This window comes from Amycolatopsis sp. lyj-90 (assembly GCF_046549035.1).
Lineage (GTDB): Bacteria > Actinomycetota > Actinomycetes > Mycobacteriales > Pseudonocardiaceae > Amycolatopsis.
In genome coordinates this window covers 58,881-83,783 of sequence record NZ_JAJPWP010000004.1, presented here as the reverse complement: position 1 = coordinate 83,783, position 24,903 = coordinate 58,881, and the positions used below count along the sequence as shown (strand labels likewise).

Annotated in this window: 26 protein-coding genes and 4 tRNA genes; 12 read left to right on the top strand and 18 right to left on the bottom strand. The window is 68.1% G+C overall.

Annotated elements, in window-relative coordinates; translation table 11 throughout:
* Positions 1-130: 130 nt before the first annotated feature.
* Positions 131-1,555: an FAD-binding oxidoreductase gene (locus ACLJPX_RS16360; protein WP_410600836.1), complete on the bottom strand. Its 1,425-nt coding sequence runs from the start codon at positions 1,553-1,555 to the stop codon at positions 131-133.
* A 174-nt stretch (positions 1,556-1,729) separates the two neighbouring features.
* Here ACLJPX_RS16360 and ACLJPX_RS16355 point away from each other — a divergent pair, with 174 nt between their 5' ends.
* The gene (locus ACLJPX_RS16355) at positions 1,730-3,838 is read left to right on the top strand and encodes an elongation factor G-like protein EF-G2 (RefSeq protein WP_410600835.1); all 2,109 of its coding nucleotides are present in this window, start codon (positions 1,730-1,732) and stop codon (positions 3,836-3,838) included.
* Here the strand turns inward: ACLJPX_RS16355 and ACLJPX_RS16350 are convergent.
* The 6 genes from ACLJPX_RS16350 to ACLJPX_RS16325 form a co-directional block, all read right to left on the bottom strand.
* Positions 3,835-4,293, bottom strand: a complete 459-nt coding sequence (locus ACLJPX_RS16350) for an XdhC family protein (protein WP_410600834.1) — start codon at positions 4,291-4,293, stop codon at positions 3,835-3,837. The genes ACLJPX_RS16355 and ACLJPX_RS16350 overlap by 4 nt on opposite strands.
* Before the next feature lie 12 nt (positions 4,294-4,305).
* Positions 4,306-4,788: an NUDIX hydrolase gene (locus ACLJPX_RS16345; RefSeq protein WP_410600833.1), complete on the bottom strand. Its 483-nt coding sequence runs from the start codon at positions 4,786-4,788 to the stop codon at positions 4,306-4,308.
* Positions 4,785-5,930: a glycosyltransferase family 4 protein gene (locus tag ACLJPX_RS16340; protein ID WP_410600832.1), complete on the bottom strand. Its 1,146-nt coding sequence runs from the start codon at positions 5,928-5,930 to the stop codon at positions 4,785-4,787. Before ACLJPX_RS16340 ends, ACLJPX_RS16345 begins: the two co-directional genes overlap by 4 nt.
* Positions 5,931-5,952: 22 nt before the next feature.
* Positions 5,953-6,870: a phosphatidylinositol mannoside acyltransferase gene (locus ACLJPX_RS16335; RefSeq protein WP_410600831.1), complete on the bottom strand. Its 918-nt coding sequence runs from the start codon at positions 6,868-6,870 to the stop codon at positions 5,953-5,955.
* A complete protein-coding gene (pgsA, locus tag ACLJPX_RS16330) occupies positions 6,867-7,508 on the bottom strand; it encodes a phosphatidylinositol phosphate synthase (protein ID WP_101607335.1) in 642 nt (213 codons plus the stop codon). The genes ACLJPX_RS16335 and pgsA overlap by 4 nt, the downstream gene beginning before the upstream one ends.
* Positions 7,509-7,610: 102 nt before the next feature.
* On the bottom strand, positions 7,611-8,153 hold the full coding sequence (locus tag ACLJPX_RS16325; RefSeq protein WP_101607334.1) for a MarR family winged helix-turn-helix transcriptional regulator: 543 nt from the start codon (positions 8,151-8,153) through the stop codon (positions 7,611-7,613).
* Between the two features lie 117 nt (positions 8,154-8,270).
* On the opposite strand from ACLJPX_RS16325, the gene ACLJPX_RS16320 reads away from it, so the two are divergent.
* Positions 8,271-8,813, top strand: a complete 543-nt coding sequence (locus ACLJPX_RS16320) for a YceI family protein (protein ID WP_410600830.1) — start codon at positions 8,271-8,273, stop codon at positions 8,811-8,813.
* A 157-nt stretch (positions 8,814-8,970) separates the two neighbouring features.
* On the opposite strand, the gene ACLJPX_RS16315 is transcribed toward ACLJPX_RS16320, so the two are convergent.
* The 5 genes from ACLJPX_RS16315 to ACLJPX_RS16295 form a co-directional block, all read right to left on the bottom strand.
* The gene (locus ACLJPX_RS16315; protein ID WP_101607333.1) at positions 8,971-9,507 is read right to left on the bottom strand and encodes an HIT family protein; all 537 of its coding nucleotides are present in this window, start codon (positions 9,505-9,507) and stop codon (positions 8,971-8,973) included.
* Entirely contained in the window at positions 9,504-11,531 is a 2,028-nt protein-coding gene (gene thrS / locus ACLJPX_RS16310) for a threonine--tRNA ligase (RefSeq protein ID WP_410600829.1), read from the bottom strand. Before thrS ends, ACLJPX_RS16315 begins: the two co-directional genes overlap by 4 nt.
* A gap of 180 nt (positions 11,532-11,711) precedes the next feature.
* The gene (locus tag ACLJPX_RS16305) at positions 11,712-12,326 is read right to left on the bottom strand and encodes a malonic semialdehyde reductase (protein ID WP_410600828.1); all 615 of its coding nucleotides are present in this window, start codon (positions 12,324-12,326) and stop codon (positions 11,712-11,714) included.
* 148 nt (positions 12,327-12,474) lie between these two features.
* Entirely contained in the window at positions 12,475-14,001 is a 1,527-nt protein-coding gene (locus ACLJPX_RS16300) for a sugar transferase (RefSeq protein ID WP_410600827.1), read from the bottom strand.
* A gap of 893 nt (positions 14,002-14,894) precedes the next feature.
* Positions 14,895-14,966, bottom strand: a tRNA-Val gene (locus ACLJPX_RS16295).
* A gap of 400 nt (positions 14,967-15,366) precedes the next feature.
* Between ACLJPX_RS16295 and ACLJPX_RS16290 the strand changes: the two genes are divergently transcribed.
* From ACLJPX_RS16290 to ACLJPX_RS16275, 4 genes are all read left to right on the top strand, one after another.
* Positions 15,367-15,792, top strand: a complete 426-nt coding sequence (locus ACLJPX_RS16290; protein ID WP_020672550.1) for an SsgA family sporulation/cell division regulator — start codon at positions 15,367-15,369, stop codon at positions 15,790-15,792.
* Between the two features lie 136 nt (positions 15,793-15,928).
* Positions 15,929-16,001: transfer RNA gene (locus ACLJPX_RS16285), tRNA-Gly, on the top strand.
* A gap of 25 nt (positions 16,002-16,026) precedes the next feature.
* A tRNA-Cys gene (locus ACLJPX_RS16280) sits at positions 16,027-16,097 on the top strand.
* Between the two features lies 1 nt (position 16,098).
* Positions 16,099-16,173: transfer RNA gene (locus ACLJPX_RS16275), tRNA-Val, on the top strand.
* Positions 16,174-16,222: 49 nt separating this feature from the next.
* Here the strand turns inward: ACLJPX_RS16275 and ACLJPX_RS16270 are convergent.
* Both ACLJPX_RS16270 and ACLJPX_RS16265 read right to left on the bottom strand, forming a co-directional pair.
* A complete protein-coding gene (locus ACLJPX_RS16270; RefSeq protein WP_410600826.1) occupies positions 16,223-16,444 on the bottom strand; it encodes a hypothetical protein in 222 nt (73 codons plus the stop codon).
* A gap of 8 nt (positions 16,445-16,452) precedes the next feature.
* Positions 16,453-17,205, bottom strand: coding sequence for a hypothetical protein (locus tag ACLJPX_RS16265; protein ID WP_410600825.1), 753 nt, complete (start codon positions 17,203-17,205; stop codon positions 16,453-16,455).
* Positions 17,206-17,368: 163 nt separating this feature from the next.
* On the opposite strand from ACLJPX_RS16265, the gene ACLJPX_RS16260 reads away from it, so the two are divergent.
* Positions 17,369-17,566 (top strand): (d)CMP kinase, encoded by a 198-nt coding sequence (locus ACLJPX_RS16260; protein ID WP_410601321.1) that lies wholly within the window; start codon positions 17,369-17,371, stop codon positions 17,564-17,566.
* On the opposite strand, the gene ACLJPX_RS16255 is transcribed toward ACLJPX_RS16260, so the two are convergent.
* Entirely contained in the window at positions 17,545-20,475 is a 2,931-nt protein-coding gene (locus tag ACLJPX_RS16255; RefSeq protein ID WP_410600824.1) for a helix-turn-helix domain-containing protein, read from the bottom strand. The two genes, ACLJPX_RS16260 and ACLJPX_RS16255, sit on opposite strands and share 22 nt — an antisense overlap.
* Positions 20,476-20,780: 305 nt before the next feature.
* Between ACLJPX_RS16255 and ACLJPX_RS16250 the strand changes: the two genes are divergently transcribed.
* Positions 20,781-21,020, top strand: a complete 240-nt coding sequence (locus tag ACLJPX_RS16250; RefSeq protein ID WP_410600823.1) for a DUF6355 family natural product biosynthesis protein — start codon at positions 20,781-20,783, stop codon at positions 21,018-21,020.
* On the opposite strand, the gene ACLJPX_RS16245 is transcribed toward ACLJPX_RS16250, so the two are convergent.
* Positions 21,017-21,208, bottom strand: a complete 192-nt coding sequence (locus ACLJPX_RS16245; RefSeq protein ID WP_410600822.1) for a hypothetical protein — start codon at positions 21,206-21,208, stop codon at positions 21,017-21,019. The genes ACLJPX_RS16250 and ACLJPX_RS16245 overlap by 4 nt on opposite strands.
* A gap of 37 nt (positions 21,209-21,245) precedes the next feature.
* Between ACLJPX_RS16245 and ACLJPX_RS16240 the strand changes: the two genes are divergently transcribed.
* Together ACLJPX_RS16240 and ACLJPX_RS16235 are read left to right on the top strand one after the other, a co-directional pair.
* A complete protein-coding gene (locus tag ACLJPX_RS16240; protein WP_410600821.1) occupies positions 21,246-21,635 on the top strand; it encodes a hypothetical protein in 390 nt (129 codons plus the stop codon).
* A 10-nt stretch (positions 21,636-21,645) separates the two neighbouring features.
* Positions 21,646-22,428, top strand: a complete 783-nt coding sequence (locus ACLJPX_RS16235) for a hypothetical protein (RefSeq protein WP_410600820.1) — start codon at positions 21,646-21,648, stop codon at positions 22,426-22,428.
* 19 nt (positions 22,429-22,447) lie between these two features.
* Here the strand turns inward: ACLJPX_RS16235 and ACLJPX_RS16230 are convergent, their stop codons facing one another.
* Both ACLJPX_RS16230 and ACLJPX_RS16225 read right to left on the bottom strand, forming a co-directional pair.
* Positions 22,448-22,645: a hypothetical protein gene (locus ACLJPX_RS16230; RefSeq protein ID WP_410600819.1), complete on the bottom strand. Its 198-nt coding sequence runs from the start codon at positions 22,643-22,645 to the stop codon at positions 22,448-22,450.
* 132 nt (positions 22,646-22,777) lie between these two features.
* Positions 22,778-23,059, bottom strand: a complete 282-nt coding sequence (locus tag ACLJPX_RS16225) for a hypothetical protein (protein ID WP_410600818.1) — start codon at positions 23,057-23,059, stop codon at positions 22,778-22,780.
* Between the two features lie 62 nt (positions 23,060-23,121).
* On the opposite strand from ACLJPX_RS16225, the gene ACLJPX_RS16220 reads away from it, so the two are divergent.
* Positions 23,122-23,724 carry a GNAT family N-acetyltransferase gene (locus ACLJPX_RS16220; protein WP_410600817.1) on the top strand — a complete coding sequence of 201 codons (603 nt, stop codon included), beginning with the start codon at positions 23,122-23,124 and terminating at the stop codon, positions 23,722-23,724.
* Between the two features lie 290 nt (positions 23,725-24,014).
* Positions 24,015-24,890 (top strand): aminoglycoside phosphotransferase family protein, encoded by an 876-nt coding sequence (locus tag ACLJPX_RS16215; protein WP_410600816.1) that lies wholly within the window; start codon positions 24,015-24,017, stop codon positions 24,888-24,890.
* Positions 24,891-24,903 lie beyond the last annotated feature (13 nt).

Genomic DNA, 24,903 nt, shown 5'->3' with positions numbered 1-24,903 from the left:
GGACCTCTGAAGCAGGCCAGTTCGCGGCGATTTCAGCAGTCCACTGGGTGATCTAGCCCGCAATTAGTCCTCTGGTTGCGGTACTTGCACGCGCAAGTACCGCAACCAGAGGACGAAACGCGAAAGGGGGCTAGCGGGTCAGGCCCTGCTCGAAGGCGAACAGGCCGTCCGGGTCGTACTTCCGCGCCACCCGGCGCAGCCGCGGCAGGCTGTCGCCGTAGTACGCCTTCGCCCAGTCCGGCATCTCCGGGTCGATGTAGTTGATGTATCCGGCCTGCCCGAATTCCCGGCCCAGTTCGTCCCTGACCCGGCCGATCACCTGGCGCGCGTGCGCCTCGCCGCCTGCCAGGCCGCGGGTGATCTGGATGCTGCCGAGCGCGGACCGGTGCGGGAAGCACGACTCGCTCGACGGCACCCGCGCGATCGCGCCGCCGTACGCGTCGACGATCGAGTACAGCTCGGGATCGCTGGTAAGCAGTGACGCCAGCGCGTCGGGATCCGGAACCCGATGGGTCAGCATCCGCGAAGTGGAGACGTACTCCCCTCGCTGCGCCACCGCCGCCGGGAAATTGGTCTCCTCGGCGAAGGCGCGCATGGTCGCCAAGTGGCCCTGCTCGGTCACGTCCCGGGTGAGCGGCTCGGTGCCGACGCGGCGGACGAGGTCGTCGATGAGCGGGTTCAGTTCCGTGGCACGGCCCACGAAACAGCCGCCGCAGTTGACAGCCGCCGGTCCGAGACCCATCCCGGACCACAGTTCGTCCGGCATCGCGGGCTGCCAGTCCTGCCAGGCCGCGACCAGATCGGCCAGCACGGCGGGCGGGAAGGTCAGCCCGAAGTTCGTCAGCGTCCTGGCCTCCGCCGTGCGGAAGGTGAACGAGGTGACGATGCCGAAGTTGCCACCGCCACCGCCACGCAACGCCCACAGCAGGTCCGGCGCGGTCCCCTCCGACACCACGCGCAGTTTCCCGTCCGCGCCGACGAACCGCACGGATTCCAGGTTGTCGCAGGTCAGTCCGTACTTGCGACCCAAGACGCCGATCCCGCCGCCGAGGGTCAGCCCGGCGATGCCGACCGACGGGCAGCTGCCCGCGGGCAACGCGCGGCCCGCCGCCGCCAACGCTTCGTACACCTGGCCGAGCTGCGCGCCGGCTCCGATCGCCGCGCGGCCACCCGGCCGGATCTCGATCGCGTTCAGCCGGGACAGGTCGACGATGAGCCCTTTGTCCACAATGGAGTAACCGGCGTAGCTGTGCCCGCCCGAGCGAGCCGCGATCGGCACATGGTGCCGCGCGGCGAAATCGACACAGCGCCGGACGTCGTCCTCGTTCGCGCAGACCGCGATCCCGGCGGGCAGCCGATGGTCGTACAGCGAGAAGAACCCGAGCCGCGCTTCGTCGTACCCCGGCTCACCGGGCCGGAACAGCGTGCCCGTCAGCCGGGCTCGCAGCCGTTCCCATTCGTCCCCGCCGCCGTGCCCGGGGATCGCCGCGGGCACCGCCGCCAGCACCGGGACCGCACCTGCCAGCCGCAACACCGTCCGCCTGTCGAGCTCCATCGCTCATCCCCCACCGTCGGATTCGGTTCGGATACGCCTCCGGGTGTCCGCCATCGAGCATAGCGCCGGGTCGACATTCGGGGGGTCCCTCGCCGGTCGCCTTGCCGCGACGGCGGTCGCGGGTGTGTGATCGAGGACACACTGTTCGCGGCGTCGTGTGGTGAGGAGACCGGCATGGCCGAGAAACAGAGCAAGAACGGAGACTCCGGGGCCGCCGTCGCTGTGGACGACCCGGCGAAGGTGCGCAACGTCGTCCTGGTCGGTCCCTCGGGATCCGGCAAGACGACACTCGCCGAAGCACTGCTCGCCGCGTCCGGCACGGTGACGCGGGCGGGCTCGGTCGTGGAGGGCACCACGGTGTGCGACCACGATCCCGCCGCGGTCCGGCAGCAGCGGTCGGTCGGCCTCTCGGTCGCGCCGGTGCTGCACCAGGGCCACAAGATCAACCTCATCGACACCCCCGGGTACGCCGATTTCGTCGGTGAACTGCGGGCCGGGCTCCGCGCCGCCGACGCGGCGCTGTTCGTGGTCTGCGCGGCGGAAGGCGTCGACGCGGCCACGATCGCGGTCTGGGAGGAGTGCGCGGCCGTCGGGATGCCGAGGGCGGTGGTCGTCTCCCGGCTCGACCATCACCGCGCCGACCCCGAGGGCGAGATCGCGGCCTGCCAGGAGGCCTTCGGGGCCGGCGTCCTGCCGCTGTACCTACCCGCTCGTGACGGTCTCGTCGGGCTCATCACGCGCCGCTATTTCGACTATTCGCACGGCTTCCCGCCCGAAGTCGGCGAGCCGGACGGGAACGATCTCGCCCGGCTGACCGAGGCCCGCAACGAACTGATCGAAGGCGTCATCGCCGAGAGCGAGGACGAGTCGTTGATGGACAGGTACCTCTCCGGTGAGGAGATCGCCGAGGACACGCTGATCGCCGACCTCGAGACCGCCGTCGCCCGCGGGTCCTTCCATCCGGTGATCCCGGTGTGCGCGACGACGGGGGTCGGGCTCGCCGAAGTCCTCGACGGGATCGTGCGCGCCTTCCCCTCGCCGCTGGAGCACGTCCCGCCGGAGGTCACCTCGCCCACCGGCGAGCCGCACGCGCTTCTCCGCGCCGATCCCGACGGCCCGCTGGCCGCCGAGGTCGTCCGGACCGCCGTCGACTCCTACGTCGGCCGGGTGTCGCTGGTGCGGGTGTTCTCCGGGACGCTTCGCCCGGAACGCCCGGTGCACGTCTCCGGCCACGGTCTCGCCGAACGAGGGCACGAGGATCACGACGCCGACGAGCGGGTCGCGCACCTGTACTCGCCGCTCGGCGCGAACCTGCGCGAAGTCCCGTACTGCGTCGCGGGCGACCTCTGCGCGCTCACCAAGGTCGGCTCGGCCGAGACGGGCGACACCGTCTCCTCCCCCGAAGACCCGCTGATCATGAAACCGTGGACGATGCCGGAACCATTGCTGCCGGTCGCCGTCATCGCGAAGACACGCAGCGACGAGGACACACTGGCGCGCAACCTTTCCCGGCTCGTCGCGGGCGACCCGACCCTGCGGCTGGACCGCAACGCCGAGACGAACCAGCTCGTGCTGTGGTGCATGGGCGAGGCCCACGCCGACGTCGTGCTGTCACGGCTGCGCGCGGGTGGCGCCGACGTGGACACCGAACCCGTCCGCATCAGCCTGCGGTCGACCTTCGCCGGGCCGGGCCGCGGGCACGGGCGGCACGTCAAGCAGTCCGGCGGCCACGGCCAGTTCGCCGTCTGCGACATCGAAGTCCAACCGCTGCCACGGGGTGCCGGCTTCGAGTTCGTGGACAAAGTCGTCGGCGGCTCGGTGCCGCACCAGTTCATCCCCAGCGTCGAGAAGGGAGTCCGGGCGCAGGCCCAGCGAGGGCTGGTCGACGGCCATCCGCTGATCGACATCCGGGTGACCCTGGTCGACGGCAAGGCGCACAGCGTCGACTCGTCGGACGCCGCGTTCCAGACGGCGGGCGCGCTGGCGCTGAAGGAGGCGGCCGCGGCCGGGAAGATCGCGTTGCTGGAGCCACTCGAAGAGGTGGCGGTGCGGCTTCCCGACGAGCATCTGGGCACTGTGCTGGGTGATCTCTCGTCCCGGCGAGGCCGCGTTCTCGGCACCGAATCGGGTGAAGGCGGTCGCACGGTCATCCGCGCCGAGGTCCCCGCGGCGGAACTACTGCGCTACGCGATCGACCTGCGTTCGCTGACCTCGGGCACGGCGACCTTCACCCGCAAGCACGCCCGCTTCGAGCCGATGCCGGAAGGAGCGGTGGCGCTCTAGAACTCGAAACCGCCGGGACGCCCGTTCCGGTCGGCGAGCAGCCCGGCCAGGGTGGCGATGGCGATCTCCGGCGGCGTACGCGAGCCGATGTTCAGCCCGACCGGGCGATGCACGCGGGCGATCTCGTCGGCCGGAACGTCCAGCGCCTGGAGCGCGACGACGTGCGGGCCGGCGTGGCGCGGGTTGCCCAGCACACCGACCCACCGGGCCGGGCGGTCGAGCACGGCTTTGAGCACTTCGCCGAGTTCGGGCCGGTCGTGATCGGTGACGACCACGTCGGCGTCCGCTCCGAGGTCCGGCACCGTCGAGACGGCCTCGAAGCCGCCCTCGACGTCTGTCGCCCGTGCGCCGTCCGGATCGAACAACACCGGCGTGTACCCGAGGTCCTTGCCGTAGCGCAGGAGGAAGGACGCCACCGGCGTCGCGAACACGGCGACCAGTACCCGCTCGGTCATGGGGCAGTCCTCCTACACGTCGGGTTCGGCGATTTCGAAGTACTCCGGGAGCCTGGCGGTGCCGGCGAGGCCGAAGTACCGGACCTTCCGGCGCCGTCGTAGATGCAGTGTGTCCCGGACGGCGTCGTTGTGCACCCGCCGCGCGATGACGACGCGGTGCTCGGCGTCGTTCAGCTCTTCGGCCAAGGGGGCGGGCAAGGCGGTCCGGTCGACGTGCGCCAGCCGCAACGTCAGCTCGCTCTCCTCGGCTTCGCGATCCGGGCGCTCGGCGTGCTCGGCCCGTTCGCCCAGCGCGCGCAGCTGTTCGTCCTCCAGGATCACCGCGGCCGCCCTGGCGACGACGGCGCGGCGTGCGAGGGCCGCGTCGAGCGCCGCCCAGCCCGCGTCCATCCGGACGTGCAGCCGGTCCAGCCGGTTCGCCGTCGCGAGCAGGAACAGCCCGCCCAGCACCACGATCACGGCCACCAGGCCGCCGATCCACACCCAGGTCGTCATCGGCTGAACTCGCGTTCGCCCGCGCCGACCCGCCGGGGGTCGGCGGCGATCGCCGCCTCGTACACGCGCAGGACCTGCGTGGTGACCACGGACCAGTCGAACATCGCGACCCGCTCCCCCGCGGCCGCCGCGAGCGACGCCCGCCGTGCCGGATCGCCGAGCAGCTCACGCAACCCTTCGGCCAGCGCCGCCGCGTCGCCGGTTTCGGTCAGCATCCCGGCCTTGCCGTCGTCGAGGACCCGGCGGAACGAGTCCAGGCCGCTCGCCAGCACCGGGGTGCCCGCCGCCATCGCCTCGGTGAGGATCATCCCGAAACTCTCGCCGCCCGTGTTCGGCGCGCAGTAGACGTCGACGCTGCGCAGCGCCCGTGCCTTCGTCTCGTGGTCGACCTGGCCCAGCAGATCGATATGCGACGCCAGTTCCGGCCCCGCTTCACGGCGGAGCTGATCGGCGTCGCCACGGCCGACGACCAGCATCCGCAGGTCCTCGAACTCCGGCAGCAGCATCCGCAGCGCCTCCAGCAGGACACCCATCCCCTTGCGGGGTTCGGTGTACCGCCCGACGAACCCGACCGTGCCGCCCGCCCGCGGGTAGCCGTCCAACGGGAGCGCGCGGGAGAAGAAGTCGACGTCGACGCCGTTGGGCACCTCGACCGCGTCTCCCCCGGCGTGCTCGACCTGGACCCGGCGGGCCAGCGCCGACACCGCGATCCGCGCGGTGATCTTCTCCAGCAGCGGCCGCAGCACCGGCTGGAACGCCGCCAGCGTGCGCGAACGCGTCGTCGCGGTGTGGAAGGTCGCCACGATCGGGCCGTCCGCGACCTTCAGCGCGAGCAGGGAAAGGCTCGGCGCGGCGGGCTCGTGGAGATGGAGGACGTCGAAGTCACCGTCACGGATCCACCACCGCACCCGGGCGTAGGACACCGGGCCGAACTGCAGCCGCGCGACCGAGCCGTTGTACGGGATGCCGAGCGCCTTCCCCGCGGGGACGACGAAATCCGGGACGTCGGAGTCTTCGTCCGCCGGCGCGAGCACCGAAACCTCGTGCCCCCGTGCGAGAAGCGCCTTGGCCAGGTCGATGACGTGTCCCTGGACGCCGCCCGGCACGTCGAACGAATAGGGGCAGACGATCCCGATCTTCATGACGCGCGCCTGAGCCATCGGCTCAACTCGCTTCGCCGAGGGCGGCTTGTTCCCCGGCTTCGAAGTCGGAGAGCCAGAACTTCTGCATCATGTGCCAATCGGCCGGATGCGCGGCGATGTCACCGGCGAAGATGTCCGCCAGCGCCTGGGTGGCGGCCGGGACCTCGGACCGGTTCGTGACCCGGATCCTCGGATGCAGCCGGATCTGCCAGCCGTCCTCGGTGAACCAGCAGCCCGCCGGGATCAGCGCGGCGCCGGTGGTGGCGGCCAGCCGGGCCGGTCCGCCCGGCATCTTGGTCTGCTCGCCGAAGAACTTGACCGGCACCCCGGAGTTCGTCAGGTCCCTGTCGCCCACCAGGCAGATCGCCTTGTTCTCCCGCAGCCGCTTGAGCAGCACGCGCATCGCGGAACTGTCGCCGGTCAGCGGCACGATCTCGAAACCGAGGGATTCGCGATAGGACACGAACCGCTGGTACAGCGATTCGGGTTTCAGCCGCTCCGCGACCGTGGTGAAGCCGCCGAGGTAGTCCGCGAGCCAGACGCCCGCCGCGTCCCAGTTCCCGCTGTGCGGCAGCGCCATCACCGCGCCATTGCCCTCGGCGAGAGCGGCGTCGAGGTTCTCGACCCCGGTGATCGACTGGGCGACCTTGCGGCTGACCTCCTTGTGGTCCATCGAGGGCAGCCGGAACATCTCGTGCCAGTAGCGAGCGTAGGACCGCATCGCGCGGCGGGTCAGTTCGTCGAGTTCGACGCCGTCGGCCTGGGGCACGACCCTGGCGAGGTTGCTCCGCAGCTGGCGCACCCCTCCGCCGTCCCGCCGGACGGCCAGGTCGGCGCCGAGGCCGAAGGTCACCGAGCCGACCTGCTCCGGCAGCCAGCGCGCGAGCCGCCAGCCCGCCGCGTAGCCGAAGTCGCCCAGCCGCTGCGAGAACCCGGTCATGAGCCGCCTTCCGTGGCGGGTGGCCCGGCCGCCTTGGCGGCCCTCGCGGCCTTGGCCACCGCGGCCGTCCGCTGCAGAAGGGTGATCACGGAAAGCACCGCGAGCAGCCAGAGGGTGATGTCCACGGTGTACGGAACGCCCAGACCGTGCAGTCCGGTTCCCACCAGGGCGATGATCAGCCGTTCCGCACGCTCGACGAGGCCGCCGTCGGCCTCCAGCCCGGAAGCCTCGGCGCGGGCCTTGACGTACGAGATGACCTGCGCGAGCACCAGGCAGATCAGCGCCGCGGCCGCGGCCGGGCGGTTGTCGTCGTGGACGAAGCACCACCACGCGATCGCGGCGAACAGCGCGCCGTCGACCAGTCTGTCGCAGGTCGCGTCGAGGACGGCCCCGAACGCCGTGCCGTACCCGCGGGCGCGGGCCATCGCGCCGTCGAGCAGGTCCAGCATCGCGAAGCCCCAGACGGTGAAGGTGCCCCACAGCAGCATGTCGTTCGGGAAGAACACGAGCGCGCAGAGCACCGCCCCGGCCGTGCCGATGACGGTCATCGCGTTCGGGGTCAGGCCGGCGCGCACGAGCACCTTCCCCATGGGGTCGGTGACGCGGGAAACGGAGGCGCGCGCGAAAATGTTGAGCATCGGTTCTTCAGGTGCACCTAAGCAGCAGGGTCGGTTGGGCGTCCGAAGCCTATCCACCCGCACCGACACCCGTCGTCGTGCCCGCCCTGGACCGGCTTTCGCTCAGTCCGCTTTGGCCAGTTCGGGCGTCTCTCCGAAGTCGGCGAGATTGTCTTCCCGCAGCGCCAGTTCCGCCTCCGCGGCGGCACATTTCGGCGACAGCCGCCCCAGGACGGCGGCACTGATCTCCCCGAGCGCCTTCACCTGTTCGGGGGTCAGCGGGTCGAAAAGGCTCTCCCGGACGGCCTCGACGTGCCCGGGCGCGGCCTTCTCCAGCGCGGCGAAACCCTCGGCGGTCAGCACCGCCCAGGAACCGCGCTTGTCGGTGGGGCAGGACTCACGGTGCACCCAGCCGTTGGCCTCGAGCCGCGCGACCGCGTGCGAGAGCCTGCTGCGCGACGCCTTGCGCGCGTCGGCGAGCTCACTCATCCGCAGCCTGCGGCCCGGCGCCTCGGACAGGGCCACGAGCACCTCGTAGTAGGTGTGGGGCATGCCCGCCTCGTGCTGGAGCTGGCCCTCCAGATGCGCTTGCAGCATCCGCGTGGCCTCGGAGAAGTCACGCCAGACTTTTTGCTCCTCGTCGGAGAGCCATCGGGGTTCGGACATGTCACCCATTCTACCCCTGGTTGAACGCTCAACCAAACTGCGCTACAGTCGTGGTTGAGCGCTCAACCAGACGAGGGTTCACCACAGCCAGACCAGAGACTTTTGGAGATCGACTTCATGACCACCACCGAAATCCCGGGCTACGTCGCAGGCAAGTGGACCGTCGACACCGCCCACTCGGACATCGCCTACACCGTGAAGCACCTCGGCCTGGCGAAGTCCCGCGGCAACTTCACCGCCTTCACCGGCGAGGTCGTCACCGCGGACAACATCCTCGACTCCACGGTCACCGTCGAGATCGACGCCTCGTCGGTCGCCAGCGGTGTCGACGGGCGTGACACGCACCTCAAGTCCGAGGACTTCTTCCACGTCGACGAGCACCCGGTCATCACCTTCCGCTCGACCGGCATCCGCGAGGACGGTGGCGACTACGTCATCGACGGCGAGCTCACCTGGCGCGGCAAGAGCGTCCCGGTCTCGCTCGAGGCCGAGTTCAACGGCATCGGCACCAACCCGGCCAACGACAACGCCACCACCCTCGGCGTCTCGGCCACCGCCACCGTGAACCGCCGCGACTTCGGCATCGGCCCGGAGGGCAACGCCTTCCTGTCCGAGAAGGTCAAGATCGACATCGAGCTGCAGGCCGCGCTCAACGCCTGAGCCCCGCTTCGGCCGGGTTGGTCGTGAGTGCCTGCCCGCAAGTGGTCCTCTGGTTGCGGTAGTTGCGTGTGCAAGGACCGCAACTAGAGGACCACTTGCGACAGGCCCCCTTCCCATGGCTGAGCCGAGGGAAGGGGGCCTTCACGTGCTTTGTGTCCTACCAGGCGTCCGCCAGCAGTTGCCGCGTCTCCCCCAGCAGCTGCGGCAGCACCTTCGTGTGCCCGATCACCGGCATGAAGTTCGCGTCGCCACCCCACCGCGGCACCACGTGCTGGTGCAGATGAGCGGCGATCCCGGCGCCGGCGATCACGCCCTGGTTCATCCCGATGTTGAACCCGTGCGCCGAAGACACTTCCCTGATCACGCGCATCGCGCGTTGGGTGAACTCCGCCACCTCGACGGTCTCCTCCGGCGTCAGATCCGTGTAGTCCGCGACATGGCGGTACGGCACGGCCATCAGGTGGCCGGGGTTGTACGGGTACAGGTTCAGCACCGCGTACACCGTCTTCCCGCGCGCGAGGATCAGCGCGTCCTCGTCGCTCTTCTCCGGAAGATGACAGAACGGGCAGCCCTCGTCGGGTCGCTTCGATCCCTGGACGTAGGCGAGCCGATGCGGGGTCCACAGACGCTGCAGCGCGTCCGGAACCCCGACACCGTCCTGTCCGACGACTTCGGGGCCATCGGGGCCCGTCACCGGAGGATCGCCTCCAAGCCCGCCGCGGTCGGCGACGAGTTCTCGCGGCGCTGGACCCAGCCGGCGATCGCCTCGACCGCGTCGGCCACCGGGACGCCGTTGATCTGGCCGCCGTCGCGGAACCGGAACGACACCGCGCCCGCCTCGACGTCCTTGGCGCCCGCCAGGAGCATGAAGGGCACCTTCTGCGTGGTGTGGGTGCGGATCTTCTTCTGCATCCGGTCGTCGCCCGCGTCGACGTTGACCCGGATCCCCTTGGACCGCAGTGCCTTCTCGACCCCGCGCAGGTGCTCCACCTGGTCCTCGGTGATCGGGATGCCGACCACCTGGACCGGCGACAGCCACGCCGGGAACGCGCCCGCGTAGTGCTCGGTCAGCACGCCGAAGAACCGCTCGATCGAGCCGAACAGCGCGCGGTGGATCATCACCGGGCGCTGACGGCTGCCGTCACCGGCGGTGTACTCGAGCTCGAACTTCTCGGGCAGCATGAAGTCCAGCTGGATGGTCGACATCTGCCAGGTGCGGCCCAGCGCGTCCTTGGCCTGCACGGAGATCTTCGGCCCGTAGAAGGCCGCGCCACCCGGGTCCGGCACCAGTTCGAGACCGGAATCCACGGCGGCGGTGCGCAGCACCTCGGTGGCCTCGGCCCAGACTTCTTCCGACCCGATGTACTTCTCTTCGTTCCGAGTGGACAGTTCGAGGTAGAAGTCGTCGAGACCGTAGTCGCGCAACAGGTTCAGCACGAAGTCCAAAAGGGACTTCAGCTCGCCGGGGACCTGCTCCAGGGTGCAGAAGATGTGCGCGTCGTCCTGCGTCATGCCCCGGACGCGGGTGAGCCCGTGGATCACGCCGGACTTCTCGTAGCGGTACACCGAGCCGAACTCGAACATCCGCAGCGGCAGTTCCCGGTAGGAACGCCCGCGCGAACGGAAGATCAGGTCGTGGAACGGGCAGTTCATCGGCTTGAGGTAGTAGTCCTGGCCGGGCTTGCGGACCGTGCCGTCCTCGTTGTGCTCGGCGTCGAGGTGCATCGCCGGGTACATGCCGTCGCGGTACCAGTCGAGGTGACCGGAGGTCTCGAAGAGCGCGCCCTTGGTGATGTGCGGCGAGTAGACGAAGTCGTACCCGGCCTCGACGTGCCGCTGACGCGAGTAGTTCTCCATCTCCTGCCGGATGATCCCGCCTTTGGGGTGGAACACCGGCAGCCCCGAGCCGATCTCGTCGGGGAAGGAGAAGAGGTCCAGCTCGACACCGAGCTTGCGGTGGTCGCGCCGCTCGGCCTCGGCGAGGCGCTCCAGGTAGACGTCCTGCGCCTCGGCGGATTCCCACGCGGTGCCGTAGATCCGCTGCAGCTGCGGGTTCTTGTCGTCACCGCGCCAGTACGCGGCGGCGACGCGGGTGAGCTTGAACGCCGGGATGAACTTGGTGGTCGGCACGTGCGGGCCGCGGCAGAGGTCGCTCCACACGCGCTCCTTGGTGCGCGGGTCGAGGTTGTCGTAGATGGTCAGCTCGCCGCCGCCGACCTCCATCACCTCGGAGGTGTCCACTGTGGAGTCTTCGGACTTGAGGTCGACCAGTTCGAGCTTGAACGGCTCGTCGGCCAGTTCCTTCTTGGCCTCGTCGACCGAGTCGAAAACGCGGCGGGAGAACTGCTGCGAGCCCTTCACGATCTGCTTCATGCGCTTTTCCAGCGCCTGCAGGTCTTCCGGGGTGAACGGGGTGTCGACGGCGAAGTCGTAGTAGAAGCCGTCCCTGACCGGCGGGCCGATGCCGAGCTTGGCCTGCGGGAACTGCTGCTGCACGGCCTGGGCGAGCACGTGGGCGGCCGAGTGGCGGATGACGCTGCGGCCGTCGTCGGTGTTCGCCGCGACGGCTTCGACCTCGACCTCGGACTCCGGAGCCCAGGCCAGATCGCGGAGGTTGCCCTCGGCGTCGCGCACGACGACGATCGTGTCCGGCCCCTTGGTCGGCAGCCCGGCTTCGCGGACCGCGGTGCCCGCCGTAGTGCCCGCCGGTACCACCACGCGCGAGGCGGTTGCGGCTGCTACTGACGACGGCTGGGACACGATGGACTCCTCGCGGTGAAAGCGGATGGTTCCCGTGATGTTAGTCGTCAGGTGCGGCGCGGCTCACGCGCATTACCCCTAACACCACGAAGGCCTCCTTCCCATCGGAAGAAGGCCTTCGCGTATCGAGCGACGAGGTCAGACGGTCTCGACGACCTCGTCGAAGTCCAGCCGCGGCAGGCGGTCGAACCAGGGGTTCTCGCCCGGCTTGCCGACGTTGATCACGACGAGGGACTTCCACGGCTTGTCCGCGAAGAACTCCTTGTCGATGCCTTCGCGGTCGAAGCCGGTCATCGGGCCGGCGGCCAGCCCGGCGGCGCGGACACCGATGATGAAGTAGCCGACCTGCAGCAGCGCGTTGAGCTTGGCGGTCTCGGTGCGGCCCGCCTCGTCGGCGAACAGGTCCTTGGCGCCCGGGAAGTGCGGGAAGGTCCGCGGCAGGTTCTCGTGGAAGTCGGTGTCGGCGGCCAGCACGACGGTCACCGGAGCGGCCTCGGTCTTCGCGCGGTTGCCCTCGGACATCAACGGGGAGAGGCGCTTCTTGCCCTCTTCGGTCCGGATCACCAGCGCGCGCAGCGGCTGGTTGTTCATCGACGTCGGGGCCCACTTGACCAGTTCGTAGATCGCGCGGATCTGCTCGTCGGTCACCGGCTCGTCGCTGAAGTTGTTCGCGGTGCGGGCCTCGCGGAACAGCAGGTCCTGCACGTCCTGCGGGAGGTTCAGGGTCTCGGCCGACTCAACGCTGGTGGTCATGGGTGGATCTTCCTTCCGTACGCTTCCTGTACTCGTCACAACATAGTTGAGCGCTTGACTATTTCTGGTTCAACTACCTCTGCGTGTGCGGTCGATCACAAGAATCGGCCGCCGTCCCGGAGGGAACGGCGGCCGACACGGCGAAAGGTCAGTAGGCCCCTCGCCCTTGCACCACGGCCCGGAAAGTCTTCCAGAGGATGACCAGGTCCAGGGCGAGCGACCAGTCCTCGACATAGCGCAGGTCGAGACGGATGCTCTCGGCCCAGCTGAGGTCGCTGCGGCCGCTGACCTGCCAGAGCCCGGTCAACCCCGGCTTGACCAGCAGACGGCGGCGCGCGTCGGGGGCGTACTTCGCGGTCTCCTCCGGCAACGGCGGGCGGGGACCGACGAGCGACATACGCCCGCTCGCGACGTTGAACAGCTGCGGCAGCTCGTCGAGCGAGTACCGGCGAAGCATGGCACCGACCCGTGTGACCCGCGGATCCTTGCGCATTTTGAACAGCGGTCCGGCGCCTTCGTTGTCCGACTGCAGGTCCTGCTTGAGCTTGTCGGCGTTGGTGACCATCGTGCGGAACTTCAGCATGGTGAAGGTGTGCCCGTCGCGGCCCACCCGGCGCTGGCGGTAGATCACCGGGCCGCGGTCGTCGAGCTTGATCGCGATCGCGATCGCCAGCAGCAGCGGGGAAACGAGGGTGAGGAGGAGCGTGGAGCCGAACCGGTCGAGCACTTCCTTCACCAGACGGCGGCCGCCGGTGAACATCGGCGCGGTGACCCGCAGCAGTGGCATGCCGAGCACCCCGGAGACGTTCAGCCGGGGTCCGGCCACCTCCATCAGCATCGGGGCGACCACCATCTCGGCAGAGGTCCCTTCGAGGTCCCAGGCGAGCCGCTGCAGGCGTTTCGGGTTCCAGTGCTGATCCGCGGTCACGGCGACCACCCGGTAGCCGCCACGGCGGACGTGGCCCGCGAGCTCGTCGAGCTTCCCGACGACCGGGACGCCTTCCACCTCGCCGCTCCCCCGCTCCGCGCCGGCGCCGCTGTACGTGCAGACGGCTTCCACCCGCCAACCGACATGGGGGTCGGCCTTGGTGCGGGCGATGAGATCGGCGACCGTGTCGGGGCTTCCCGCCGCGAGCACGGGCAGCAGGCACTCACCGAGCCGCCTGCGCCGGTGCAGCACCTGTCTCAGCGCGTACCGCTGCAGGAACATGAAGACCGAGATCATCGGGACGACGATGAAGACCCACGGCTGCACGGCGAGCGCCCCGAAGAGCAGACCGCCCAGGGCGACGAGGACCGCGGTGGCCACGAGGCCACGGCCCAGCGTCCGGTACTCCTCCGCGCCCTCGCCGAGGACTCGCGGACTCCAGGCCCGGCAGACCGACAACCCGAACAAGAAGGCGGCGGCGGTGCCGAGCGCGTGCATGTCGTGCGGATCGGATCGATCGATCAAGAAGGCGCTCATCACGATGAGCGCGAAAGCGGTGAAAACGTCACTACCGATGACCCAGGCACGGTAGCGCGATTCCCAAGCCGCGTAAGGCGGCCGTGCCGACGTGGTGTCGACTGCCGCGCCGCTGCCCGCGTCCCTTTGCGGGGGAAGCGGGATCGACTGAAGGTCGATGTGCTGCGGCGTCCCGTTAACGGTGGACGACGGCCGCACCGACTCTTCCATCAGACCTCCCGGAGTGGGGATTCCCGAACGCCGGACCAACACGCTGAGTAAATGAGAGCGATTTCGAAGAGTGATCGATTCTCAAGGTTCCTCAGCGGCCGATGGGGCGACACACGCCAAGGTATCGGCCACTCTCCGACCATCGTTACAAGGATTTCCAGCCACACCCTGTCCGAGCTTCAGGCAAATGAATGCCGTGTTGATAACAAGATGATGACGATGCGTAATAGACCGTATCCGTCGAACAACTACGCAAAGTAGTCACGAATTCCCGGCTTTCCCGGCCACTTGGAGCACCTCGCGCCCAAACGGCCGAACAGCCCCGAAAACTCCACAGTGGACGGTCTGCCGAAGTCGATCTCCGGCCGGTCCACAGTGGATTTCACACCTCCGGAGCACCACGGCGGGGGAGGCGCGCTCACAGCGCGCGGACCTACCTTGTCAATCGGTCACCGGAGTGGCGTTTCGTCACATCACGTCAGCATCACGGCACCCCCTCTCCCGGAGCCGGACGGGTGAGCCGGTCGTCCGTGCCCCGCATCACTTCGAAGGTGGTCTGGACCTTCTCACGGGGTGCGAAGTGCCGAGGATCACAATGTCGTCTCGACGGATGGCTCATACGACGTTTTCGTCGCGCGACACGTGGTTTCCGGCGAATGTCCACACCGGCCGGAACCGCCGTTGCCGAAGATCTTCGAACCGGTTCTCTCCGCCGTCGCCCTCGCACCAGGCCGATTCGGCCCCATCGGCGGGCACGCCCGCGACGGTAGAAGTGCCGCCCCCACTTAACCCGCGTCCGACCTGGGGATCGAATGCCGCCGGACGGCTCGCCGCCGACAGTGTCCGAGAATGAATCAAGGCCCCGGACCGAGTGGTCCAGGGCCTTCATCCGGTGGGCGATACTGGGATCGAACCAGCGACCTCTTCGGTGTGAACGAAGCGCTCTCCCGCTGAGCTAATCGCCCGCTCGCGGTGTTCGGCCGACTCTACCGCACGACTTTAGGGGGCCTGCAAACGGGTGGTTCGCGCCGACCACACTCCGCTCACCAGCAAATACGGAGCGAACAACCACGAGCTAGCCGGGGTTGTCGGGGCCAGGGGGCGCCCGCGACGCGTTTCGACATTCGTGCGACGGTGCTATCGCGTGACGACTAAACCGCGCAGTATGTACATGTGGACTGCCTGCAGGGCGCATGTAGGGCTGCGCGTCGCGCGGGTGATGATGGGGTGACGAAGTAGGGACCCGGGGTCCGATGACCCCGTCCGGGTGATCTGCGGCAAAACCGCGTTCCGATCGCCCGGCCGATGCGTCACATCATCGCCACTCGGTTCGACCGGGCCGGGAAGGAGACGAAGGGTAGGACGATGCGCAACGATCACGTGACGCTCCGCTCGACGGCGGTGTTCGACCTCCTGGCGCCGCGGACACCCGCGGTTCCGGTCAAGGTGGAACTGCGATACGACACACGCGACCCCTATGCGGTCGTCGCCGCCTTCCGCACCGGCCGCGCCGGCTGGGTCGAGTGGGTCTACGCGCGCGACCTCCTCGCGGACGGTCTCCTGGCCGACGCGGGCGACGGCGACGTACGCATCCGCCCCTCCGTCGAAGACCCCGAGTCCGTCCTGATCGAACTGAACTCGCCGTCCGGGCACGCCATGTTCGAGGCGTCCGCCCAGGAGCTGGCCGACTTCCTCGACAGGACCTACGACGTCGTGCTGCCGGGCAACGAGCACCTGTGGGTCGACGTCGACGACGCCCTCACGCACCTCATCCCCAACGATCTGTCCTGATGACGGGCTTGCGAACAGCAAGTGGCACCCCGGTTGCAGGGCCGTTTTCGGGGTCGGATAGTGTTCACACACACCACGGCGACGGGGTGAGAGGCAAAACCGCGAGGTAGAAACTCTCGAACCGGACCGAGGATGTGCGGATGTAGCGCAGCTGGTAGCGCATCACCTTGCCAAGGTGAGGGTCGCGGGTTCGAATCCCGTCATCCGCTCGGAAGGCCTTCTCGGGCCTGACACGGTGGAGTGGCCGAGAGGCGAGGCAACGGCCTGCAAAGCCGTGTACACGGGTTCGAATCCCGTCTCCACCTCGCGCGATTAGCTCAGCGGGAGAGCGCTTCCCTGACACGGAAGAGGTCACTGGTTCAATCCCAGTATCGCGCACCACCTGTTTTCACAGGACTGAAGCCCTGTCTCTCTTCGGAGAGGCAGGGCTTCAGTCGTTCAATGGCGATGAAATGGCGATGGCCCTCGGGGCCGTCTCCAGCTGCCCGTCACGGAAAGTGGCGTGCAGGTGTGGGAACCACTCCCCCAGCTTCGTCCGCTCGCTCGGCGTGAGTGCGACCAGCGAGCCGATCCACCGGGTCTCGAGCGCTTGCAGGATCTGACGGCGCATCAGCGGCGTCACGTGGTCGTAGACCCTCGCGATGCCCTTCATCTTCTGGCCTAGGCGTGCCCGCCGGGCGACTTCTGGGATGCCGTCCTCGGCCAGCCAAGTGCTGTGGCTGTGCCGTCCTTCGTGGAAGGTGAAGGTCGGCAGAATCGGTTGCACCACTTCCGCAGACCGCGTGTGCTCGGCCTCACTGCCATCCCACACCGGGCGTTCGACCGACGCAACGGCGCCCCCTCCGCGCTGCACAGCACGAACAGGAAACTGTGACTGTCGATCAACTCTTCGTAGAAGACCGCGATGCTCGGCGGCAGCTCCACGCTTCGCGTGCCTGCCGGTGTCTTCGTCCGGCCCTTCTTCACCCGGCCGCCCTGTCGTCTCGGCGTCACCGGACGAGTCGGCCGCGGACCCAAGTCGGCAAGCCGCGAAGTATCTACCCGGCGACCGCCTTTGAACAGGCGTCCACCGATCTCCTTCAGCGGCTCACGGATCTGGATCGCCCGAGCTTCGCTGTCGTACTCGTGCCGCTGCTGACCGACCAACTCGCCCCACCTCGAACCTGTGTAGAAGTCGAGCAACCCGAGCACGAACCCGGCGAGCCCGAGCCCGCTCTCGTACAGACGCATCGACGCACGCAGCGCCTGCACCGGTGTCGCGACAAGGTTCTCGACCTCGAACTCGCCCGAGGTCACCCGGATCCCGGCGCACGGGTTCGCTGGGATCTTCCTCGCCTTGACCGCAGCGCCGAGGATCGTGGAGAACAAAGAAAAGATCGACGCCACCGACGAGTCGGCGTAGTCCTCGTGCAACTCCGAGAGCCACTTCTCGATCTCGACGTAGCTGTTGAAGATCCCGGCGAGCGGCCAGGACGACCACTGGGGCAGCAGATGGTTGTCCAGAAAGGACCGGTAGTTCTACCTCACCGCCACCCCCGCCGTCCGCGCGGAATGCCGCGTCCGGCAGGAACCCGGGCTGTCCTACGCCGCGGTCCTGCAGGACATCCTCCGCCGTGACTACCAGGAGATGAACCGGGCGGTCGCGCCCCTGCTCCCCGCCCGCGACGCCATCGAGATCGACACCACCGACCTCACCAGCCACCAGGTCGTCGCCCGCATGGCAGCGGTGTACCGCGGACGGTCGGAGCGCGTTCATGGACAGGGGTGTTTGTAGCTGACACCTGGAAAGTAGGTATCCCACTGAGTCGCGGCGATGGGCGCATGGGGACGCGCGCAGACTGCCGTAGCTGCGGCTTCCGGGTCGAGGTCCCAACGCCATGCGACCGTGACGGCGCTAATGCTGGTGCCGATCAGGGTTTTGCCATCAGGTCCGAATGCGAGTGAGTGCACGGAGCCGACCCGACCTGGCAGCGCGAGCGTGTTCAACACAGATCCGAGTTCTCGCAAGTCTCTGACGGCTACGCTACCGTCGTCGTCCGCTAATGCGACAAGATTCGCAGTGGATGAGATCGCGCCCGCATACAGGGCCTCCTTAAGTTCGATCGTCGTCACGACTTCCTGCGGTTGACCAAGATCCTCTATATTCCACCTGGTCAGGCCGCGCGCTTCTCTGGTCAGGCCGACTCTCTTGTCGACGATCACATTGCTGCCCCACGGGTCGGGCCTGGCGACTCCCAGCTGTCCCGCTCGCGTGGGCTTGTCCAGTTCACTGATAGTCCACAAGCGCACTGATCTCGCTGGGGGCGTGGCCCTGCCCGGATCAATGAGGCAGTGGAGCAGTATCGCCTCCTTCCCCACGAATCTGGTGCCGAAGATAAAGCTTTGCCCCAGGTCCGGTCGCTCGTCACAGGAGAGCGGTCCCAGCAAGCGGGGCTTGCGCGGCTCGTCCAGGTTCCAGAGCTTGGCCGACGCTGTTCGCCCCACGCCATCGGGAACCGCGGGGACGTCCAGCGTGACGAGGAACCGCCCGTCGGCACTCAGTGCGCCAACCCGGGCTGGGACCGGGATAGCAGCGAATTCCTCCGGCATCTGAGGCTGTTCGACGTTCCAAATCCTTACTTTAGGCGCTTTCGTCGGCTCGTTGTCGCTAGTCGCCGCTACCTGGCCCCCGGCGCTTGCACTCCATCCGCCTCGAAGAGTCCCGCGCTTTGCCCACTGATGGTTCGAGACCCGGTAGAGCTGCGTCATGTTGTCATCAGTGGAGGAAGTCAGAACGGTTTGCCCGTCGGCAGCCGCCTGCGCAGTCAGCGGGTTGCCATCGTCGTTGCCCAGGACTGCTTGGTCGGCCGCAGTGGCAATGAGGCTGTCTCGGGTCGGCGTCGACGGGGCCAGCCGGTAGGCGGCGAGGCTGAGGAGCGCAGCGTCTCCGGGTGCGCTTCTGGCCAGGCTATTGATGTCGTCGAGAGCTTTGAGCGCTATCGCGGTGTTGCGTTCGCGCGCGACTTGCTCCTGGGCGCGTACCGCGTACACGGTGACGGAAACCGCGAGCACCAACAACACGGTGAGCAGCGCGAGAAGTCTCCGCTGCCGACGAACCACTCGCCTTTTGCCGTCGCGCTCACGAGCATCGGCCGCGATGCTTGCGTTGAGGAGTTCTTGTTCTTTCGTGCTGGGCCGGCCGCCGTGGTCGACCCAGTCCCGCACGACGGCGAGGCGGGTTCCGCGCAGCAGCACACTGGGATCGTGGTCGTGCCGGCGCCACGCCGCGGTGGCGTCGGTGAGTTCGCGGTGAACACGCTGCCCCTCGCGATCATCGGCCAGCCACGAGGCCAGGCGCGGCCAGGCTTTGATCAACGCTTCGTGAGCGAGCTCGACAGTGTCCTCGCCACGGGTGAGCAGACGGACCTGGGTGAACCTGTCCACGACCTGCGCCAGGGTGGGCTCCTCGTCGAGTTCGCCGGTATGGATTCTGCGTCTGGTGTGCTCGGTTCCCGAGCCGAGCGCGGTCAGCCGCCGAAACAGGTCCTGGGCAAGGTCCTGCTGGGATTCGTCGAGTGTGGCGAAGGCGGCCTCGGCGGTCTTGGCGAGGGCGCCGTCGAATTGTCCGGATGCCTGGAACCCGGCCAGGGTGAGTGTGTTGCCTTTACGACGTCGCCACGTCTCCAGCAGCGCGTGAGACAGCAACGGCAACACTGCGGTCCGGCCGTGTGTCTGCGCGACCAGAGTGGTCAGCAGAGCGCTCTCCACGGCACAGTGAGCCTGACGTGCCGGCTCGGTGATGACCAGCCTCAGCTCGTCGGCGCTCATCGGACCCACGGTGATCTGGGCGTCCTGAAGCGCCTCGGCGAGTTCAGCGTGCAGGGCGCACTGCTGGTAGAAGTCGGCACGCACGCCGATCACGACTCGGCAACGGCTGTCCGCAGCTGACGCGGTGGTGAGCAGCATGGTGATGAACGCAGACCGTTCACGTTCGTCCTGGCATACCGTGAACAGCTCTTCGAACTGGTCCACCACGATCACGATCTCCGTCTCTGGCGGCTCGGACACGAGCGCTTGACGGACCAGCCTGTGCAGGCCGCGAGGCTCACTCCCCAGTTCCTCACGCACAGCACCCGGCCCGCTGCCCGTCACGGCCGCGAGCTGGATCGCGCACTCCTCCAGCGGATGACCACCAGGGGTAAACACGACGACTGGGGACGCCAGCCGTGGCACCAGGCCCGCACGAAGCAGGGAGGACTTCCCGGATCCCGACGGACCGAACACCGCGACAAACCGCCGGCCCGCGACCCGACTGAGCACGTCGTCGGTGAGCCGCTCCCGCCCGAAGAAACGGTCAGCATCGCCGCCACCGTAGGGACGCAGGCCCACGTACGGCGCTGACTCGTCATCCGCTGCCGATCGCCCGGTCGCCGGCTCCGTCAGCTCTGCGGCGACCGACCGCCACCGCCGCTCCCACCGCTCGACGTCACCACCACACGCCCGTACATACGCCAGCGTGACCTCGAGACTCGGCAGCCGACGCCCACCGGCTGCGTCCGACAGCGTGGTTGACGAGTAATGCGCACGCCGAGCCAGCTCCCGATACGACGGACCGCCGGCGTTCTCCCGCACTTTCCGCAGGTCAGCGGCGAACTCAGTAAGGATTGTTCCGTCCTGTTCCAGCGGTCGCTCCGCGCGCGGCATAGTCCGCTACCCCCTCCCCAGATCGGTGACCGATTGTCCGGACGTTGATGTCCGGCGTCCAGTTCCCGGCGCCGGACAACCCGTCCGCACTACAACCGGAGGCGTGCCTCGCTCCGCAGGAGACGAAGCTCAGCCGGCTCGTCCGGCATTTACGAATCTGAGAAAGGAAAAGACAGATGCGTTGGTTCATGAACCCGTTCGCCACACCAGGACACGACACAGCCCGCCCCTCCGCGAGGCCCGTTCGAACAAATCGTCGGCGACTGACACTTGCCGCTGCCGTCACGGCTGCGGCCGGTGCGCTCATGGCCCCTGCCACAGCCCAGGCAACCCCGGCACAGGTCTGCGGCTTCTGGGAAAACCACGTGGGTGCCTACTACGAACACTGCAACGCCCCCACCACGATTCTGATCCGCGTGGACCGCGCGGGTGGAGGCGTCGAGAACGACTACTGTCAACTGGTGAACCGCAGGCGCACCCCGCTGGGCACCCCCGCTCAGATCGACCACGCCTACTACATCCGCTCGGGAGTCTGTCCGGTCTAGCTACGTCCGAGGGTGCCTCCCGCAGGGTCCTCGAGCAGGTTCAGAGCCGCCTGGATGCGGTCGACGTCTCCGCATTCGCCGGGCGGCAGCGGCGCACCGGTGGCTTCCCTCAGCCGTCTCGCCGCGTCGAGCAGGTCCTTCGCGCGCTCGGGGTGGCCGGCGCGTAGCGCTTCACCACGCGCCCGCACCGCGGAAGGTGAGGAACGCCAGCGGCTGTGGCGGCTGATGGTCGAGCTGGCGCCGGTGTACCGGGCCTACAAGACACACAGTCACCGCGTCATTCCCGTGGTGGTGCTGGACCGCGTCGCGCCAGGCCGTTGGCGTGAGCGCCCTCAGCGAAGCCGTCGGCCTCGGGCGCTGCTGAACACACCACAACACGCCCTGATCGGTCGGCGAGTGCCGAGATCACTCGCGCTCGCCGACCAGGCCAGAGAAGGGGCTGTCACACCACCCGTGAGCGCTCCCCAGTCGCCAAGGGTGAGTACGGAACGTGGGAGTGACGCCACACTGGTTCCTCACACCAGATCCGATGCTCGCGACTCCGAAGGTCCCGTGTGGTTCGGCGACCTTCCACCGTCTGAGCCCCACGCCATCCAGCCGGCAAGATCGACCTAAGGTGTCGAGGGTGAGCACTTCTCCGGTACAAGCTCCGCTGACTCGCGATTCCACCGTCCCGATGTACGTGGCCGAGACGACCGGTGCCCCAGCCACGCCGGGCGCACGCAACACCGTCGGCGGATGGCCGGTTCTCCCCGCAGGAGAGCCTTGGCCGCTCTGTTTCTGCGGCACGAGGATGATCCTGTTCTTCCAATTCGACATCCCCGCAGACATCGCCGTGTTCGGCGGAGATCATCTCTTGGTCTTTCAATGTCCCACGCACAACGACGCGGTCGTCGCCAAAGGTGCGCCAGACAAGCTGCCGCCAGGGTTCTGGGACACGCCACCGCCGCTCTACACGGCACCTGGCGCGTTCTGGCGAATCATGCGGCACCGCGACGACACAAGCCCAGCCCCGGCCCCGGACGAGTACCTGCGACCACGACAGCTGGACTTCCGTCCGGCCAGCGAGGAAGTCAAGATCTGGTGGCCCGAGGACGTGCTCTCGGACGGCCAAGACCTGGACTCGGCGTTTACCGACCACGGCACCGGTCTCCGCGAATTCAAGATCGGAGGGGTGCCGAGCTGGATCCAGGGCCGCGAGTCCTACACCTGCCCCTGCGGCCACAATCTCGTCTACGTGTGCCAGCTCCCCACAGACACCGGGTTCGACAAACATCACGACCGGCCCGAACAACTCGACACCTTCCGCTTCGGCCAGTACGGCCTCTTTCTCGGCAACGAGACCTACGTGCTGGCTTGCCCGTCACACTGCCACCCCGCCGCAGCCTGGCCAGTCAATCAGAACTGACCACCCAGCGCGGCGACGGTCAGGCGCCTTTGCGCAGCAGCGTCGTGATCCGGCTGCCGGTTTCGCGGTCGAACGGTTGCGGGCATTCAAGGCCGAGGAACTCCGCCAGTGTCCGGCCGTGCAGGTCGACGACCGCTTCGGTGAGATCGGCCAGCGTGCCAGCCGCAGCGGTCGCGCGGCGCCAGGCCACCGTGATCCCGATCGCCGCGATCAGCACAGCCGGCGCTGTCGGGCCCCGCGCCCAATTTCCGCCGGCCCGTTGCGGTGTCGTCGGAACCGAGCGATGCGGGGCAACACTTCCCGGCCCGAGGCCGGATAGTCGACTGCCCTCGAACCGGAGCCATCCAAGTCAGCATTCGCGCGCGTCCGGCGCGGCAACCAGGATGTCGACGAGGTCGCGGGGTGGGCGTCCGGTCAGCCGTTCGACGGTGTCGCTCACCCGGTCCTCGGCTCCTGCCCGGATGAGCTGGTCCAGATCAGCCAGTACGCCGGCGATGCCGGACGGAAGCCAGGTGCTTCGCAGGTACCTGACGAACTCACCATGCCGCACGTCGACGTGCTCGACCGGGCGCCCGAGCAGACGGTGCGACTGGCCATGATCGAATGTTCCCGGGTTGTCTGATGGCCGCATACACCCTCGGAGCAAACGCTGCCGCAGGCTAATTGGGTTGCCCTCGCTGCGAAAATCAGCACATGGCTCAACCCATGTTGCGCACCCAGCGGCTCACACTCGTGCCGCTGGCCGACGAGCACCTCGAGTTGGAGATCGAACTGGACTCCGATCCCGAGGTGATGCGCTACCTCACCGGCCGGGCCGCCTCGCGCACCGAGGTCGAGCGCTCGCATCGCCGCCGTCGGCATGCAGCTTCGCGCGAGGTGCCCGGCCTCGGGTTCTGGGTCGGCTTTGCCGAAGACGGGTTCGTCGGCTGGTGGTTGCTGCAACCGCCCCATGGGCCGGATCAGCCCAAAGTCGCCGGCGAGGCGGATCTCGGCTACCGGCTTTTGCGCCGCCGGTGGCGCCACGGATATGCCACCGAGGGTGCCCGTGAGCTCATCCGCTACGGCTTTACCGACCTTGGGCTCAACCGGATCTTCGCGCAAACCCTGGCAGTCAACACCGCGTCGCGGGCCACCATGACCGCCGCTGGGCTCGCGTTCGTTCGAGCGTTCATCTCCGCCGGACACGACGGCGACCCAGTACCGGGCGCCGAGCAAGGTGAAGTCGAATACGAGATCACCCGGACCACCTGGACTCAGCGCCGAGGTGTCTGCCGATCTGGCGAACCCGGCAACTAGCCACCAAGATCATTTGAGAATCCGCCAAAGCTGCAGAGAACCTAGAACTGACATGCAGGGTCTCACCGCGTGTGACATGTTGATCTCCCGCGACCTGCGGTTTTGCCTGTTGTCTCACGGGGGATGTCGTCAAAATCAGTCTCAAACCCGTGACATTTTTTTGACTGCGATCGCGCATCCGTGCCGCACCAGGCACCGCCTGGCTTCAGATCTCCGGATCCGTCGCGACGGGGCACTTCCTTTCTGTGTGATATCTCGGTTGACGGCCGTTGATGATCGTTGGTGTGAGGATGCACGCGGACGAGGTGGATATCGACGAGGAGCTTGTGCGCCGGCTGGTGGCTGGGCAAGTCCCGACGTGGGCGGACCTACCGATCGAGGCGGTGGCGTCGTCGGGCACGGACAACGCGATGTACCGCTTAGGCACTGATCTCGCCGTGCGGTTGCCCCGCATTCCAGGTGCGGCGAAAGACGTCGCCGAAGAACAGCAGTGGGTGCCGCTGCTGGCGCCGCACCTGCCGGTCGTCGTGCCGATGCCGGTCGCGTGCGGCGGGCCGGCGCTGGGCTACCCGTACCCGTGGACGGTGTGTCGATGGCTGCCGGGCACCAACCCGGCCGTGGATGACCTCGCGGCACCCGAGCAACTGGCGGCGGACCTTGCGTCGTTTATCACCGCGCTGCGGCGGGTGCCCCCGGACGGCGCGCCGTCCTCGGGCCGTGGCGTGCCGCTGGCCATGCGGGACAAGCCGACCCGGGCGGCCATCGCGGCGTTGGACGGGCTCGTCGACACCGCCGCGGTGACCGCGGTGTGGCAGGGCGCGCTGCGTATCCCGGCCTGGTCCGGTCCGCCCGCCTGGGCGCATGCGGACCTCTCGCCCGGTAATCTGCTGGTTCGCGACGGCCGTCTGACAGCTGTGATCGACTGGAGCATTGCCGGTGTCGGCGACCCCACTGTGGACCTCATCGTCGCGTGGAACCTGCTGCCGGCCTCTGCCCGGTTGACATTCCGCGAGGCACTGGACGCCGATGACGACACCTGGCGCCGCGGCCGAGGCTGGGCACTGTCGATCTCGCTGATCCAGCTGCCGTACTACGGGCACACGAACCCGGCACTGGCAGCCAACTCCCGCCACGTGATCGCCGAGGTCCTCGCCGACACCGCGTGAACTCACTTACGCC